Raw genomic sequence first — 14760 nt, 5'->3', positions numbered from 1 at the left:
TATTTTTGCCGGCAGCCGCAGAATTATTCGGGGGGAAGGTTTATGTATACAGCAGCAGCTTTCATTCTCTGCTATTTAGCCGGCTGCATCAACGGGGCTTATCTGCTGGCCAGAAAGTGGCAGGGGAAAGATATCAGGCAGATGGGCAGCGGGAACGCAGGTGCAAGGAATGCTGGCCGTGAACTGGGAAAAAGAGGGTTTTTTTATACAATTTTGATCGATGCCGGAAAGACAGTGCTTGCTTTGGCCGCAGCTGATGCTTTTCTGGGGCATGCTGCACTGCTGGTCTGCGCCTTTGCTGTGCTGTGCGGTCATATCTGGCCGGCTCCTCTTGGATTCAGGGGAGGCAAGGGGGTTGTCGTATATCTGGCCTCGGCTCTTTATATGGCCCCCGCAAGCCTGCTGGCTGCCTTAATTGTGCTGCTTGCCGGATGGGGCATCGCCCGCCGATTTACGGTTCCTGGGCTTATCGCGATGGCGGCAATGCCTGCTTCCATCTATTTATTAGGAGGAAATATTCCAGCAGCGGGTGCATTTGCGATTATGCTCCTGGTTGTGATAGCAGCCCATAACGACTATTTTTCGAAAAAAGCTGCTTAGCATGAAAATAACTTTTCAGCCAGAAGGCTCCTCCGTTTCCATACAAAACAGTTGAGCTGGGAGCGCAAATGAGGTAATATATAAATACAAGCTGCTTTGCCCGTAACCATAATAAAGTTTTAACCTTTAAGCTGTAATAGGGAGTTTTATATCGAAGCTGGAATGACAAGCCTCTGTCACATGTGACAAGGAGGACATGCAGGAAGGTTTCTGCAAACACCCACTTTGAGGAGTGGTGGTTTAAAACTTTCTTATATTTATTACGGCAAAAGTGGCTTACATAAGCATTCAGAAACCAGTTCCTTTTAGGAGCTGGTTTTTTTGTTTTTAAGGGATTTTTAAAGAAAAAACACGATCATTTTCTGCCTTTTTTAAAAAGGATGGCAAATTTCAATAGAAATAAAGGTATTCAAGGGCTGAGCAGCCAATACTTTATATATCCACTAAACTATATAGATTAGTTAATTCCATTTGAGGATACATATAAAAGTTGGGATAAATAAGGTATAGATAGAAAGGTGAGTATAATGGCTTTGAATGCACATAAAGCAAAAATGCTAATAGACAAGTCGTTTAAAATATCAGATATCGACCCGAGGATATATGGATCATTCATTGAACAGCTCGGGCGGGCGGTATATGGGGGAATATACGAACTTTCGCATGCCAGTGCTGATAAGGATGGTTTCCGTCAAGATGTCATAGAACTGGTAAAAGAGCTGAGAGTGCCGATCATCCGGTATCCTGGGGGGAATATGGTTTCAGCATACAACTGGGAAGATGGTATCGGACCAAAAGAATTGAGGCCAAAACGCCTGGATTTAGCCTGGAATTCACTTGAGACGAACGAAGTTGGAACAAATGAATTTGCAGCCTGGGCAAAGAAGGTCAATGCAGAAGTAATGATGGCTGTTAATTTAGGTACCAGGGGCATTGATGCTGCACGAAGTTTAGTGGAATACTGCAATCATCCCGGCGGTACTTATTGGAGTGATTTAAGAAAAGAACATGGCTGTACTGACCCTCACAATATAAAGGTCTGGTGTTTAGGAAATGAAATGGATGGACCCTGGCAAATTGGCATGAAAACAGCATATGAATATGGAAGGCTTGCTGCTGAAACTGCCAAGGCAATGAAATTGGTCGATCCTTCGATTGAATTGGTCAGCTGCGGAAGCTCCGGCTCAGGCATGCCAACATTTCCTGAATGGGAAGCAGAAACACTCGAACATACATATGAAGCTGCTGATTACATATCTCTTCATCAATATTATGGGAATAGAGATAATGACACTGCAAACTATTTGGCAAATACATTAGATATGGATCATTTCATTAAAACTGTCACTGCAGCATGTGATTATATGAAGGCAAAGAAACGCAGTAAAAAAACAATGAACCTGAGTTTTGACGAATGGAATGTTTGGTTTCATTCCAATGATCAGGACAAGGCCATTGAGCCTTGGTCTATGTCGCCTCCGTTATTGGAGGATATTTACACTTTCGAGGATGCTTTGCTTGTAGGCAGCATGCTGAATACATTGCTAAAGCATTCAGATCGGGTAAAAATCGCTTGTATGGCCCAACTGGTAAATGTCATCGCACCTATTATGACAGAAACAGGAGGCGGCATTTGGAAGCAATCCATTTTCTATCCGTACTACTATACTTCTGTTTATGGACGCGGTACAGCACTTCATTCAATTGTTGATTCACCAAAGTATGACAGTAAAGATTTTACAGATGTGCCGTACTTAGACCAGTCAGTGGTCTATAATGAAGAGAATGAAGAACTCGTCATCTTTGCAGTAAATCGCAGTCTGGATACTCAATTGCTGGTCGATGTGGATATCCGGTCTTTCGAAGGGTATACATTAGCCGAACAGATAGTACTCAAAAATGAAAATCCAAAAGCGGTAAATACAATCGATCAAGAGCAGGTAAAGCCACAGAAGAGCAATGACTCGTTTATAGAAGAGGGCACTCTGACTGCTGTATTGCCAAAAATGTCCTGGAATATGATCCGGCTTAAGAAGCTTGAGGTTTGAGAGTGGAAGCAAGCCAATAATACTTCCAAGGCAGCAGACTTTGTTTACTGTCTTTTCTGTCCTGAAAATTAAATGAACGATTATATACAGCTGGGCTGTTATGTAAATGAACCACAAAAAAGCCAAGGGAGAGAAATATATCTTTCTCTCCCTTGGCTTTTTAGGTGCCTGCTTTGACAGCACCCTGTTTATACAGGCTCTCTGCGGTTATCGATTTTCTTTGCCATGGAAAGGGCGGCCGACAGTTTTTCCTCTATATAATAGAGGGCGTCAACATCACTCCGGGTCCCATCCAGATGTTCTTCTATTACATTGCAGAGCATTCCTGCCGCCCTTGTGACCTGGTCCAGCGCTGAGGCAAGCTCCCAGTCTATGCATCTGTTTGTGGTAGCGATCATTTGTATTTCTTTCAGCTGCCGATGGACATTCCGGATAGAAATGGCATCGAACTGATCATGGATCACGCTCATTTTCATTCCCCCTTTTTATTTTCCCCTATACAAACTATGCATATCTTCCGGTTTATAGAATATGTTCATCACCGCGGACTAGAAGGGCCTTGGAATTTATCAGTAGCCTTTCCTGTAATCAACAAGATTGCGGGAAGGCTCGTTTCCTTTTAGATACTCCTTCAGATTGGGCACAAGAATATCATTTACGACCCTTTCGTCGTAGTATTCCGTTGATCCGGAGGTATGGGGAGTGATGATTACATTCTCCATTTCCCAGAGAGGGCTGCTCTCTTGGAGAGGTTCTTTTTCAAAAACATCAAGACCCGCTCCGGCAATTTCTCCCTCTTTAAGAGCACTGATCAGGTCCTGTTCGACCAGGATTTCCCCTCTGCCGATATTGATTAGAAATGCTGTGCTCTTCATCCTTTTAAACTGCGAAGCGGAAAACATAGAGTGTGTTTCATCTGTTAGAGGGAGTGTGATGACAACATAATCACAGTGAGGCAGAATATCATCCAGCTTTTCGGCAGTGTACATTTCGTCAAAATACTGCTCCTCTTTTCCGGAGTGCCTCACTCCAATCACTTTCATGCCAAATGCTTTAGCAATTTTGGCAGTTTCGCGGCCAATTGCACCCGCACCCATAATCCCGATGGTCTTTTTGTGAATTTCCTGGCTCATATGACTGTGATGCCACTTTTTCTCTCCCTGGTTTTTTACATAGGTATGTATTTTTCGGGTGAGTGCGAGCATCAGGCCAAATATACTTTCAGAAATCGGATAAGCATGGACACCATTTGCGCTTGTCAGAAAGACATTGTTTTTTTCCAGCTCTTCAAGCGGGAGATTATTGACGCCGGCACTCCAGGCTTGAATCCAGCGGAGATTTTGGCTTTCCGCCGCTGGGGCTGCATCCTTTTTCCATCCTGCTATGATCTCAGCATCCATCAGATGGCTTTTCCAGGTTTCGGGATCTTTCCCTGCGATGATGTTCCAGCCTGGCATAACGTCTTTAACATTCTTTAACAGGTCTTCACGAAGATTTTGTGTAAGTATCATGGTTTTTGTGGACAAATAAGCTACCTTCTTTCTTATAGATGACAGAAATTTCGAATAATACTATTCTAACACCTTTGGAAAATAATAAGAAAAGAAATGCTTTAATTAGCCAACCAGGACGAAACCTGTCTGGGCTTCGGAAAGGGAATGGTAAATGCTTTAGTAAGGCTTTTATGCCAGATTTTTAATAGGCTGTGTGTAAACTGTTTCAGACGGATTATCCCAAAATCTATACAGAACACCAGCAAAGTTTATTGAAAAAGAGAGCTGTTCTTTTTATAATTAAATAGACCGAATATTCTATATTGATAATATATCAGGGGGGATTTTATGCAAACTGCTGCTGTACTTTCATATGAAGCTGCCTTAAAGAGGTTTGAAGAAATAGATGAGAAAATAACGCATCTAACAAGCATCTCCAGCCTTTTGGGCTGGGATCAGAAGGTGATGGCCCCGAAAAAAGGGAGAGGATTTTTCTCCAAGTCAATCGGGACGCTTGAAACGGAAATTTTCAAGCTTCAGGTGAGCGGGGAACTCGGAGAGGTGCTCGCCATTCTGGACGATAAAGAAAAAGCTGCCCAGCCGAATGAAAGATTGCAGGCAAGAATCAGGGAAAGAAAAACATTTTATGATAAATCCAAGAGCATCCCTGCTGACATGTACAAAGAATATAGCATTCTGACTGCAGATGCCAACAATGCCTGGGAAGAAGCCAGGGAAAAGAATGATTTTCTGCATTATCTTCCTTACCTGGAAAAGATTATAGATTACAAAAAACAATTCATAAAGCTTTATGGCGAATATGAACATCCTTATGACGCACTGCTGGAAGATTTCGAACCAGGGCTGACAGTAAAAAAGCTTGATCCTCTTTTTTCATCCCTGCGCAAAAGCAGTGTGAGGCTGCTGAAGAAAATACAGAACTCTGGTTCAAATCTGCCTGTTGAGATCGTCAAACAGTCCTTTCCGGTTGGGAAACAGAAGGATTTCAACAGAAGGATCCTTCCTGAAATCGGCTTTGATCTGGATGCAGGCAGGCTGGATGAAACAGTCCATCCTTTTGCACAGCCAATCAATACAAGAGATGTCAGGATTACGACCAGATATGCTGAATACAATGTATTGACAGCTCTGTTCGGCACTATCCATGAAGCCGGTCACGGAATTTATGAACAGCAGATCGATCCTGCTCTTGAGGGAACTTGTCTCAGGGAAGGGGCATCTTTCGGCATCCATGAATCGCAATCAAGATTTCTTGAGAATATGGTTGGCAGAAGCAGGCAGTTCTGGAGCCGCTTTTATCCTGAATTCCAGAAAACCTTCCCGGAACAGCTGGCCAATGTAACGGAAGATCAGTTTTACCAGGCGATAAATGCAGTCAATCCATCCTTTATCCGGGTGGAAGCCGATGAACTGACCTATAATCTTCATATCATGCTCCGCTATGAGATTGAAAAAAGCCTTTTTGAAGGGACGCTCTCGGCAAAGGACCTCCCGGAAGCATGGAATAAAAAGATGGAAGATTACCTGGGGATTACACCTGAGACAGATACAGCAGGGGTGCTTCAGGATGTACACTGGTCATTCGGCGGATTTGGCTATTTCCCTTCGTATTCCTTGGGCAATCTGTATGCAGCGCAGATTCTGGCAGCAATTAAAAAACAAATCCCGGATTTCTGGGAGAAGATAGCGGAAGGTGATTTCAGCACCATCATGCAATGGCTGAAAGAAAATATTCATCAGTATGGTAAAACCTTTACACCGGATGTGTTGATTCAAAAGGTGACGGGTGAAGAGCTTAATGCTGAGTATCTTATTCAATACCTTGAAGATAAATATGGGAAATTATATAATTGCTAAGGAAAGGCTCTCCCTCGAGGAGAGCTTTTTTCTTGAAAAAAAAATACATAGAAGGTGATTTAATTGAAGGCTTATATATTTCTGTTCATTGCCATTGCAGCAGAATTATTCGGAACTTCTATGCTGAAGGCCTCTGAAGGGTTTACGAAAATATGGCCAGCGCTAGGGGTGCTCCTTGGTTTTGGAGTGGCGTTTTTTGCTTTATCTCTTTCCTTAAAAACAATCCCATTGAGCATCGCGTATGCTATCTGGTCTGGAATCGGCACTGCTGCAACTGCCGTAATAGGCATATTGATTTGGAAAGAAAAGCTCAGTATGCTGAGCGCTGCAGGAATCATCCTAATTATTCTTGGTGTAGTTCTCCTTAATATTGCTTCCCCATCAAATCATGCCGGCGGGGAAGAAGCTTATACAAAAACAGTAAGAGAAAACTAATTTACAAAATATTCTATTAATTGTATAATTATCCTGATCACTAAGATTCACAGGCTTCTGGCAGCAGGACTGGAAGCCATTTTCTTCTGAAAAACTCCGCATTTTTCATTTCTTCTTCTTCGAACCCTTCACATACGCACACTGTTTACACATACATAAACCTTTTCCGATTTGGAGGTGTTTCTTATGTGAATTCACAGCTGATATCAATGAAGAAAATTATTCTTGCTAAGAAAATTGTACAAGCTTCTTTAAATATGGGTCAGACCAGGGGAGGGGAAAGTTTGGATCAGCTATATATAGAGAAATACCTTATAAAGAGAGAGACGCTCTGTATCATGCCGTTTAGGAATCCTTTTGGGGAGTGGCATGCTGAAATTGTGGGCATGGAAGAGGGGACAGTTTTGGTTAAAGGGCCCCCGCATGAGGTAATGAATGATTCTCTTCAGCAGCTGGGAAGCAATTTAAAGGGCGCTATGAAGGGGACTAAGAAAGTATTAGGCAAAGTCAGCATGCCGCCGGTACGGCTCTGCGGCCTGCAGGACATGTTTTGGTTTCCTCACAAAGCTCCCTTTCATGAAGACTGCGTATGGTTTTCGCTTCACGGGATAGAAGATGTGGCAGCCATCGGTGAGAATAAATGTGCTGTCCTGCTTATAAACGGAAAAACAGTACATCTTGATATTTCGGAAAAACTTTTCAAAAACAGGATGGCCAGGGCTGAGAGCTATAAATACCGGATCGAAAAGGCAACAGGCAGAACACTGACATATCTTTATAACCCGCCGGCTGGCTTCAAAATAAGTGAGTGAGCCAAACTTATTTATGCAGAGAAAAAATTGAGAATTTTTGAGTCTTTCCCGGCATAACTCTTTTTATACACAAATTTTGAAAGGGTGAAAGAGATGGGAAGGGCTTTAGTATTTCAATCAGATTTCGGATTAGCAGATGGGGCGGTCAGTGCGATGCACGGTGTTGCTTTTTCCGTCAGCCCTGCCATTCCAATTTTCAATTTGACGCATAACATTCCTGCTTTTTCCATATGGGAGGCATCCTGCAGGCTTAATCAGACTCTCCCATATTGGCCTGAGGGGACAGTCTTTGTTTCTGTCGTCGATCCTGGTGTTGGTTCTGAGAGGAGGAGCCTGGCTGTCAAAACATTGTCCGGACAGGTGGTCATAACACCGGATAATGGTACATTGACTCATGTCATCATGAATGCAGGGATCACAAAAGCAAGGGTCATTGATGAGACGATGAACCGTCTTCCAGGATCTTTGGAATCTCATACATTCCACGGCAGGGATATATATGCGTATACAGGGGCAAGGCTGGCCAGCGGGGCAGTCAGCTTTGAAGAACTGGGGGGAGCTGCCGACCCCGCAGGCATTTGTGTTCTGCATGCTGCATGCTCTTCGCTCAAGAAAGGCAAAGCTGCAGGGTGTATTGAGATTATGGATGTCCGCTTCGGTAATTTGTGGACGAATATTGGCAGGTCTCTGCTAAAAGAGATGAGTGTGGCATATGGAGACAAACTGAAAGTGGAAATAAGGGCCGGCCAGTCACTTGCCTTTAGAGGGCTGGTTACTTTTGGGAAATCTTTTGCTGATGTCCCCGGGGGAGAACCTGTTGCCTATATAAACTCACTTGGCAATCTTGGGCTGGCTGTTAACCAAGGTTCTTTTTCTGAAATATTTTCGATAGGGGGAGGGCAAGATTGGACCATAGCAGTTGAAAAGGCGGATCCCAGAGAGATGCTGCAGAAAAACTTTGAACATGAGGCTGCTGCCACATGAGAGGGGCTGCGGGAGTGCAGGCCTGCTTGCTAATTATGTCCTTTTGCTGCAAGAAGATGGAGGATAAAAGTTAATGTCAAAATCCATTAGAAAGACCGGATAGGTCTTTTTTTCTTTGGGAAGGTTGATCTGAAAATTTTATCAATAGGAGAATGCTTCGGAGGAGAAGAGGCAGCCAGAAACCACTGATCAGAGTGCTTGAAGCTGAGTACGTGAGGTACTCTAGGTGGCGGATTGACCGATCAGAGTGCCTCAAAAGGGACATAAGAGGTACTCAAGATGGCGGATTGCCCAATCAGAGTGCCTCAAAAGGGACATAAGAGGTACTCAAGAAAGCAGTTTGCCCGATCAGAGTGCCTCAAAAGGGACATAAGAGGTACTCAAGAAAGCAGATTGCCCGATCAGAGTGCCTCAAAAGAGACATAAGAGGTACTCAAGATGGCGGATTGACCGATCAGAGTGCCTCAAAAGAGACATAAGAGGTACTCAAGATGGCGGATTGACCGATCAGAGTGCCTCAAAAGGGACATAAAAGGTACTCAAGAAGGTGGATTCACCCATCAGAGTACCTCAAACGGGATACATAAGGTATTAAAGGGGAAGGTAACAACTGCCTGATTCTCCTAACCGATTACATACTGCATGTCAAATTACCGGTATTGATTTATATATTGTGACCCAGAAAACATTTCATCGGCTTTATATCTTCGTTCAATCCCACAAACGTGAAATCAGCCTTACCAGCCATAAAAACGGGTTTAATAATTGGCTGAGGCCTTCCGATAGAATTTCCATGAACATCGAGTCTTTTTGTCTTCCGGCCACCTGCTTTCGTTTTTTCCTTCTTTTTCTATTCGCCATATATTCACCAGCCAAAGAGTGATTGTCGGAAAATGGGATAATAAGTTTTTATAGCCAATATTATACAAAACAAAACTTCCTGCTTAATATATGCTAATTTACCCGGATGAATGTATGGAGAAAAAAATGTCTAAATGGCACGTTTAGATAGATTTTCGCTGTTTAATTGTAAAATAAAGGTATTTATACCGTAAAAACTAGTATAAAAGTGGTTTAATGTCACGATTGAAATATAACTGTAATATAATTATTACCTGTTTGAAAGATTTGGATGTTATACTTCTAAATGTGAAAAAAAGGTTTAAATTGGTTTATTTAATAGAAATTTGTCACAGAAGAATTGATATTAAAATTTTAAATACATAATAGTTTGCCGTTGGCTTTTGCAATTTAGATTAAAGAGAGAATCTTATAGCTTGGCAAAGGGAAGCAGGGGGAAGAGAGCGATGAAAAAGAAATTAGTAGTGCTAAACACGACAATTATGCTTGGCCTGGGAAGTGCATTTTCCATCCCGGCAGTAAATGCGGATACATTACACAGCAAAAAAGCTCAAATCCAGGAACAGCGTTCTGGAATCCAGGCCAATATATCCAAGGCAGCTCAAGAGATTGCAAAAGCCCAGAATGAACTGGAAAAATTGAATGCCCAAATTGCACGCGTCAATCAGGCTATCAAGGATAATAACAGCAAGATATCGGCCACAAAAGAGGAAATCGCTGCAACAAATGCAGAGATTGAAGAACTGAAGAAAGAAGTCGCTGTCATTCAGGAACGTATTGAGAAGAGGAACGAAGTGCTGAAGGAAAGGGCCAAGTCGTTCCAGGAGAGCGGTGCTTCAGTCGGATATATTGAAGTGCTGATGGGATCTACTAGTTTCAGTGATTTTATTGACCGTGTAGGAGCGGTAGCTAAGATCGTCGAGGCTGACAGAGGTTTGATGGAAGAGCATGAAGCGGACAAGAAGGAGCTAGAAGAAAAGCAGGCTTCTGTTGAGAAAAAACTGGCTGGCCTTAATGAAATGAAGACAGAGCTTGAAGGCATGCAGGCTCAGATTCTTGAACAGAAGGCACAGATTGATACACTTAAGGCTGAGGTTCAGCAAAAGGAAAAGCAGGCTTCTGCCCTGAAAGCGGACTTGCTTCAAAAAGATGCTTCACTGGCAACTGAACTGTCTTCAATTGACAATGCGATTGAGCAGGAAAGAAAACGCCAGGCTGCCGAAGCTGCCAAAGCAGTGCAAAGGAGCTACAGCTCTAATACAACAGCTTCTTCAAACAGCGGAGCAGGAAGCAATAGCGGAAGCAGCAATAATGGCGGAGGCAGCAGTACTCAGTCATTCTCACCAGCTCCGAAGGCAAACGGCAATATTAATACTGTCATTACTGCAGGTTATAAATATATCGGAAATTCCGTTTATGTTTTCGGTGGAGGAAGAACTGCATCTGACGTTGCCAACGGCCGTTTCGACTGCTCCGGGTTTGTACACTGGGCTTTTGCGCAGGCTGGCATCAGTGTCGGATCAAGTACTGATTCTCTTAAAAACTCAGGCACCCGCGTTTCCACAAGCGAAATGCAGCCAGGGGACCTAGTATTCTTCAATACTTATAAAACAGATGGACATGTCGGAATTTATATCGGCGGCGGTAAATTCATCGGTTCCCAAAGTTCCACAGGCGTAGCGATTGCCAATATGTCAAGCGGCTATTGGGCACAGAAATTCAACGGACGTGTAGTAAGAGTCCGTTAATAGAATCTTCTAAATAAAAGGAGAGGGCATATATGCCCTCTCCTTTTATTAGGATAAGAATGTATTTTTGAAGCTTTGGCTGCTGGGCCAAAAGGGAAGAAGATATTTTCAGCGGCCTTTCTTACAATAGGAATAGAATGACAAGAGCCACTGCGCTTGTTTAATGCCTTAAACCCTGGTAAGCCCCCTGTAATCCCCCGGCTCACTATAGTACTATTTACCTTAAATTTATTTAGAAAAATGAATATTTTCTGTTTATTCTATTGATTCTTGTTAATTTTCGGCCGATAATAGTAAAAAAGACTGATACTGGGGGATGAAATGATTACTATACTAAGAAATTGGAATTTGGGAAAGAAATACATAGCTGTCTTCTCTGCTACTATTTGTTTGTTCATTTTATCAGCAGCAGTCGTGTTTAATCAGTTTTCTTTGATTAAAAGGGATGTAGCTTCCATTGATGAGAACAGCATGCGTGCTGTCCAGCTTACAGAGATGGGCTCCATTTACCGTTCAAAAACGATCATGGTGCTGGATTATGTGCAGGTGCGCTCGCAAAGAATCGTTGAAAACTATGATAAGCAATCGGGCGAATTCCTTCAGCTTCATGATTCACTAAAAGGAAGCATGAAAACGAAGGAGGAGCAGGATCTTTATGCCAAGTTCATCGAAAGTGATGAGAGGCTTAATGAACTGTTTAAAGACCAGCTTATACCAAATGTTGAAAGCAATGCCCGGGTGTTGACGGTTCTGAATGATATCCGCACCAAGAGAGATACCGTCATCGCACGATTAAATGAATTAAGAGAAAGTGTGGAGGCAGGCAAGGACCAGTCAATCGCCAGTACTGAGGAAAGGCTTCAGGCCAGCATCATCATTTTGATTGCTTCCATCCTTGTTTCTTCTGCTTCAGGGTTTGCATTCATTATTCTTATTAACAGGACTGTGAAGAAAAATCTCAGAGCAGTGGTTGATAGTGCCAGGCTGGTATCATCAGGGAATCTTTCTGGACAACCGCTCGTTTGGAAGGGAAAAGATGAAATCGGAATCCTGGCGACTGCCATGGATGATATGAAAGAAAATCTCCTCCAGATGGTAGGCTCCATTCAGGAAGCTGCAGGTTCGGTTCAGGCTCAAAGCAGTATCCTGACAAAGTCTGCTAACGAGGTTGCTACAGGGAGCAGTCAAATATCAGCCACAATGGAGGAACTTGCTTCCGGCACTGATCAGCAGGCGCTTGCAGCATCAGATCTTTCTGAAACAATGGCCAGATTCTCACAGAGCATCAAGGCTGCACATAATTTTGGCAGATCTATGTCAGATACAGCTGGCAATGTATTAAAAGAAGCTTCCATTGGTATGGAGAGAATGGAGCAGACGGGAAAGGATATGGCACAGATTCATAACACTGTCGAGGGCTCTGTTTCCAAAGTTGGCGAGCTTGAAAAGCAGTCAGGGGAAATTGCTTCCCTTGTTGAAGTGATCCAGGGTATTGCAGACCAGACGAACCTGCTGGCGCTGAACGCTGCGATTGAGGCGGCGAGAGCGGGAGACAGCGGAAAAGGATTTGCCGTCGTTGCTAACGAAGTGAAAGTCCTTGCCCAGCAGGTAACATCATCGCTGGTTCATATCACAGACATCGTAGCCAGCATTCAGAAAGAATCAAAGCAGATTGCCGAATCTTTGAAGGAAAGCTACATACAGGTTCAGCGGGGCACCGGGAGCCTGAAGGATACTGAAGAGACTTTCAGCAGCCTGAAAGAATCCATACTCTCTTTAGGGGAGACGATTTCCAAAATGAGCAGCACCCTTGAGGAGGCGAATGCGAATACATCTGCCATCAGCCAGTCGGTTGAAACGATAGCATCGGTATCAGAAGAAGCGGCCGCAGGTGTAGAAGAGACAGCTGCAACAATCATCCAATCCAACTCAGTGATGACCGATGTTGAACAAAATGCCAACGGTCTCGCAGAGCTGGCAAAACAGCTCAATCAGCTTGTCAGCCGATTTAAACTATAAGAAATGGCCCGCGGGATCAGGCGGGCCATTTCTTATATATACTCCGCAGCATATCTCAAGTGTGCTCTGAGGCAGGATTAGAACATTTGCCTCCACCTTAATATGAGCAAAACTCCTTTATGCTTTATTTGCCAATGAACGGAATATCTGTGTTCTTATGCTTCCCTGTACAATGTTCTGAATGAAAAAGTCTCCTATCAGCTTAACATAGTCTTCATCATCAAAAAGCCTTTTATTCTGAAGCTCCATTTCTGCCAGGCCTTCATAGGTGCAGAGGAATGCATATGTATGATCCGGCCCTGTGACAGGAGTCAGGATATCGACTTTGTGATCGTACATTTCATTTCTGTGCTGCTGGATCGCTTTAATATTTTCAATAGCATCTTCAAACTTGTCCTGCTTAAGTTCAAAGGTTTGGTAGACAAAGACAGACATTTCAAACACTCCTTATGCATAAGGGATGACAGCATTCATAGCATACACGGAAAAGGAATTTTTTATGCGTTGTAATGGGGGTAGTATGGTAAACAGGGTTTATGCTTTGTATATTCTTCTTATATTGGGTATGATGGAAGAAAAAACTCTTGGAGGAAAACTGTGTTTATTGCAATAATTTTCTTTTTGTTTATGTCCTTTTTCTTGTCGGGGAGTGAAACGGCGCTGACTGCCGTTAATAAAATGAAGCTGAAGACAAGAGCTGAAAATGATGATCGTAAAGCTCAAAAGCTTCTTGATACTGTAGCAAAGCCGGACGAACTGATCACCGCCATCCTGATCGGCAATAATATCGCCAATATCATGCTTCCTACATTGGTCACCATCGTGGCGATCAACTATGGAATTAATGTAGGGATTGCGACCGGTATATTGACAGTCGTCCTGATTATTTTTGCAGAAGTGCTCCCTAAGTCCATCGCTGCAACCTTTGCAGACAAAATTGCATTCATCGTATTCCCGGTTATTCGTTTCTTGATGATGATCCTGAAGCCATTGACATTTTTGCTGTCAAGATTCACAAGGGGGGTCATCCGTCTGCTTTCGAAGGACAGCGAAGCGGAAGTCAGCTTTTCGAAGGAAGAGCTGATTACAATGGTGGATATTGCTACAACAGAAGGGACATTTAATAATGAAGAAACAACCAGGATCAAAGGAGTCATTGATTTCTTTGAACTTGATGTGCGTGATGCCCTGAAAACTCCGCGGACTGAGATCATCGGCATTCCTGCTGACTCTTCATATGAAGAGGCGAGGGATATCGTATTGCACAGCCATTATACACGGTATCCTGTGTACAAAGAGAATATGGACAATATTGTCGGGGTTTTTCACAGCAAACAGCTTCTGTCCTGGTCCCTCGACCTTTCAAATGCACTGGATGAATATACAGATAATGACCCTTTATTCATATACGAATTCCATTCAATAGAAAGGGTCTTTAAGCTTATGATGAAAGAGCGCAAGCATATTGCTATCGTCCTTGATGAATACGGAGGCACACGCGGGATCATTACGCATGAAGACATCATTGAGGCAATGATCGGACAGGAAATCAATGACGAAACCGATGATGAAGAAGTGCTGATAGAGGAACTTACCGACTCTCATATCGTCTGCAGCGGAAAGCTTTCCCTCCATCGGCTTAATGAAGCTTTTAAGACAAAGATTCCGGAAGAAGAGGATGTTTTGTCCGGTTTCCTGCTGAAGGAATTAGGCTATTTTCCTGAAGAAGGAGAGACTTATGACTACCATCACCTGCGCTTTACAGTAAAGGAAATAGAAGACAATAAAGTCAAGCAGATCGAGATAACAAAACAGGCTGGTACAGTTGAATAGATAAAAGATTGGATTCTGCTGGGAAAATGGCAGAATCTTTTTTATTGGG

The 14760-nt window shown here is 43.1% G+C and carries 12 protein-coding genes and 1 other RNA gene; 10 read left to right on the top strand and 3 right to left on the bottom strand.

The window, feature by feature from the left end; translation table 11 throughout:
* The first annotated feature begins 42 nt into the window (after positions 1 to 42).
* From ACQCVH_RS16195 to arfA, 3 genes are all read left to right on the top strand, one after another.
* Positions 43 to 600 (top strand): glycerol-3-phosphate acyltransferase, encoded by a 558-nt coding sequence (locus tag ACQCVH_RS16195; protein ID WP_426836673.1) that lies wholly within the window; start codon positions 43 to 45, stop codon positions 598 to 600.
* Between the two features lie 85 nt (positions 601 to 685).
* Positions 686 to 882, top strand: a non-coding RNA gene (ssrS, locus tag ACQCVH_RS16190) — 6S RNA.
* Between the two features lie 245 nt (positions 883 to 1127).
* Positions 1128 to 2648 carry an arabinosylfuranosidase ArfA gene (gene arfA, locus ACQCVH_RS16185; protein WP_426836672.1) on the top strand — a complete coding sequence of 507 codons (1521 nt, stop codon included), beginning with the start codon at positions 1128 to 1130 and terminating at the stop codon, positions 2646 to 2648.
* A gap of 188 nt (positions 2649 to 2836) precedes the next feature.
* Here arfA and ACQCVH_RS16180 read toward each other — a convergent pair whose 3' ends face one another.
* Complete coding sequence (locus tag ACQCVH_RS16180; RefSeq protein ID WP_148973190.1) at positions 2837 to 3118, bottom strand: hypothetical protein; 282 nt, start codon at positions 3116 to 3118, stop codon at positions 2837 to 2839.
* 99 nt (positions 3119 to 3217) lie between these two features.
* Entirely contained in the window at positions 3218 to 4174 is a 957-nt protein-coding gene (locus ACQCVH_RS16175) for a D-2-hydroxyacid dehydrogenase (protein WP_426836671.1), read from the bottom strand.
* A 315-nt stretch (positions 4175 to 4489) separates the two neighbouring features.
* Between ACQCVH_RS16175 and ACQCVH_RS16170 the strand changes: the two genes are divergently transcribed.
* The 6 genes from ACQCVH_RS16170 (at position 4490) to ACQCVH_RS16145 (ending at position 12878) form a co-directional block, all read left to right on the top strand.
* Positions 4490 to 6019, top strand: coding sequence for a carboxypeptidase M32 (locus tag ACQCVH_RS16170; RefSeq protein WP_426836670.1), 1530 nt, complete (start codon positions 4490 to 4492; stop codon positions 6017 to 6019).
* A gap of 63 nt (positions 6020 to 6082) precedes the next feature.
* Positions 6083 to 6454, top strand: a complete 372-nt coding sequence (locus ACQCVH_RS16165) for a DMT family transporter (RefSeq protein WP_426836669.1) — start codon at positions 6083 to 6085, stop codon at positions 6452 to 6454.
* 284 nt (positions 6455 to 6738) lie between these two features.
* Complete coding sequence (locus tag ACQCVH_RS16160) at positions 6739 to 7266, top strand: competence protein ComK (RefSeq protein ID WP_426836668.1); 528 nt, start codon at positions 6739 to 6741, stop codon at positions 7264 to 7266.
* Between the two features lie 93 nt (positions 7267 to 7359).
* Positions 7360 to 8250: an SAM hydrolase/SAM-dependent halogenase family protein gene (locus ACQCVH_RS16155; RefSeq protein ID WP_426836667.1), complete on the top strand. Its 891-nt coding sequence runs from the start codon at positions 7360 to 7362 to the stop codon at positions 8248 to 8250.
* Positions 8251 to 9557: 1307 nt separating this feature from the next.
* On the top strand, positions 9558 to 10859 hold the full coding sequence (locus ACQCVH_RS16150; protein ID WP_426836666.1) for a coiled-coil domain-containing protein: 1302 nt from the start codon (positions 9558 to 9560) through the stop codon (positions 10857 to 10859).
* A 321-nt stretch (positions 10860 to 11180) separates the two neighbouring features.
* Positions 11181 to 12878 carry a methyl-accepting chemotaxis protein gene (locus ACQCVH_RS16145; RefSeq protein ID WP_426836665.1) on the top strand — a complete coding sequence of 566 codons (1698 nt, stop codon included), beginning with the start codon at positions 11181 to 11183 and terminating at the stop codon, positions 12876 to 12878.
* A 117-nt stretch (positions 12879 to 12995) separates the two neighbouring features.
* On the opposite strand, the gene ACQCVH_RS16140 is transcribed toward ACQCVH_RS16145, so the two are convergent.
* On the bottom strand, positions 12996 to 13313 hold the full coding sequence (locus ACQCVH_RS16140) for a hypothetical protein (protein ID WP_426836664.1): 318 nt from the start codon (positions 13311 to 13313) through the stop codon (positions 12996 to 12998).
* Positions 13314 to 13475: 162 nt separating this feature from the next.
* Here ACQCVH_RS16140 and ACQCVH_RS16135 point away from each other — a divergent pair, with 162 nt between their 5' ends.
* Positions 13476 to 14711: a hemolysin family protein gene (locus ACQCVH_RS16135; RefSeq protein WP_426836663.1), complete on the top strand. Its 1236-nt coding sequence runs from the start codon at positions 13476 to 13478 to the stop codon at positions 14709 to 14711.
* The last annotated feature ends 49 nt before the right edge of the window (positions 14712 to 14760 follow it).

It is taken from the genome of Bacillus infantis, assembly GCF_050107595.1.
Taxonomy (GTDB): domain Bacteria; phylum Bacillota; class Bacilli; order Bacillales; family Cytobacillaceae; genus Bacillus_AB; species Bacillus_AB infantis_C.
The sequence above is the reverse complement of the archived record's forward strand: the minus strand, read 5'-3'. Positions and strand labels throughout refer to the sequence as shown.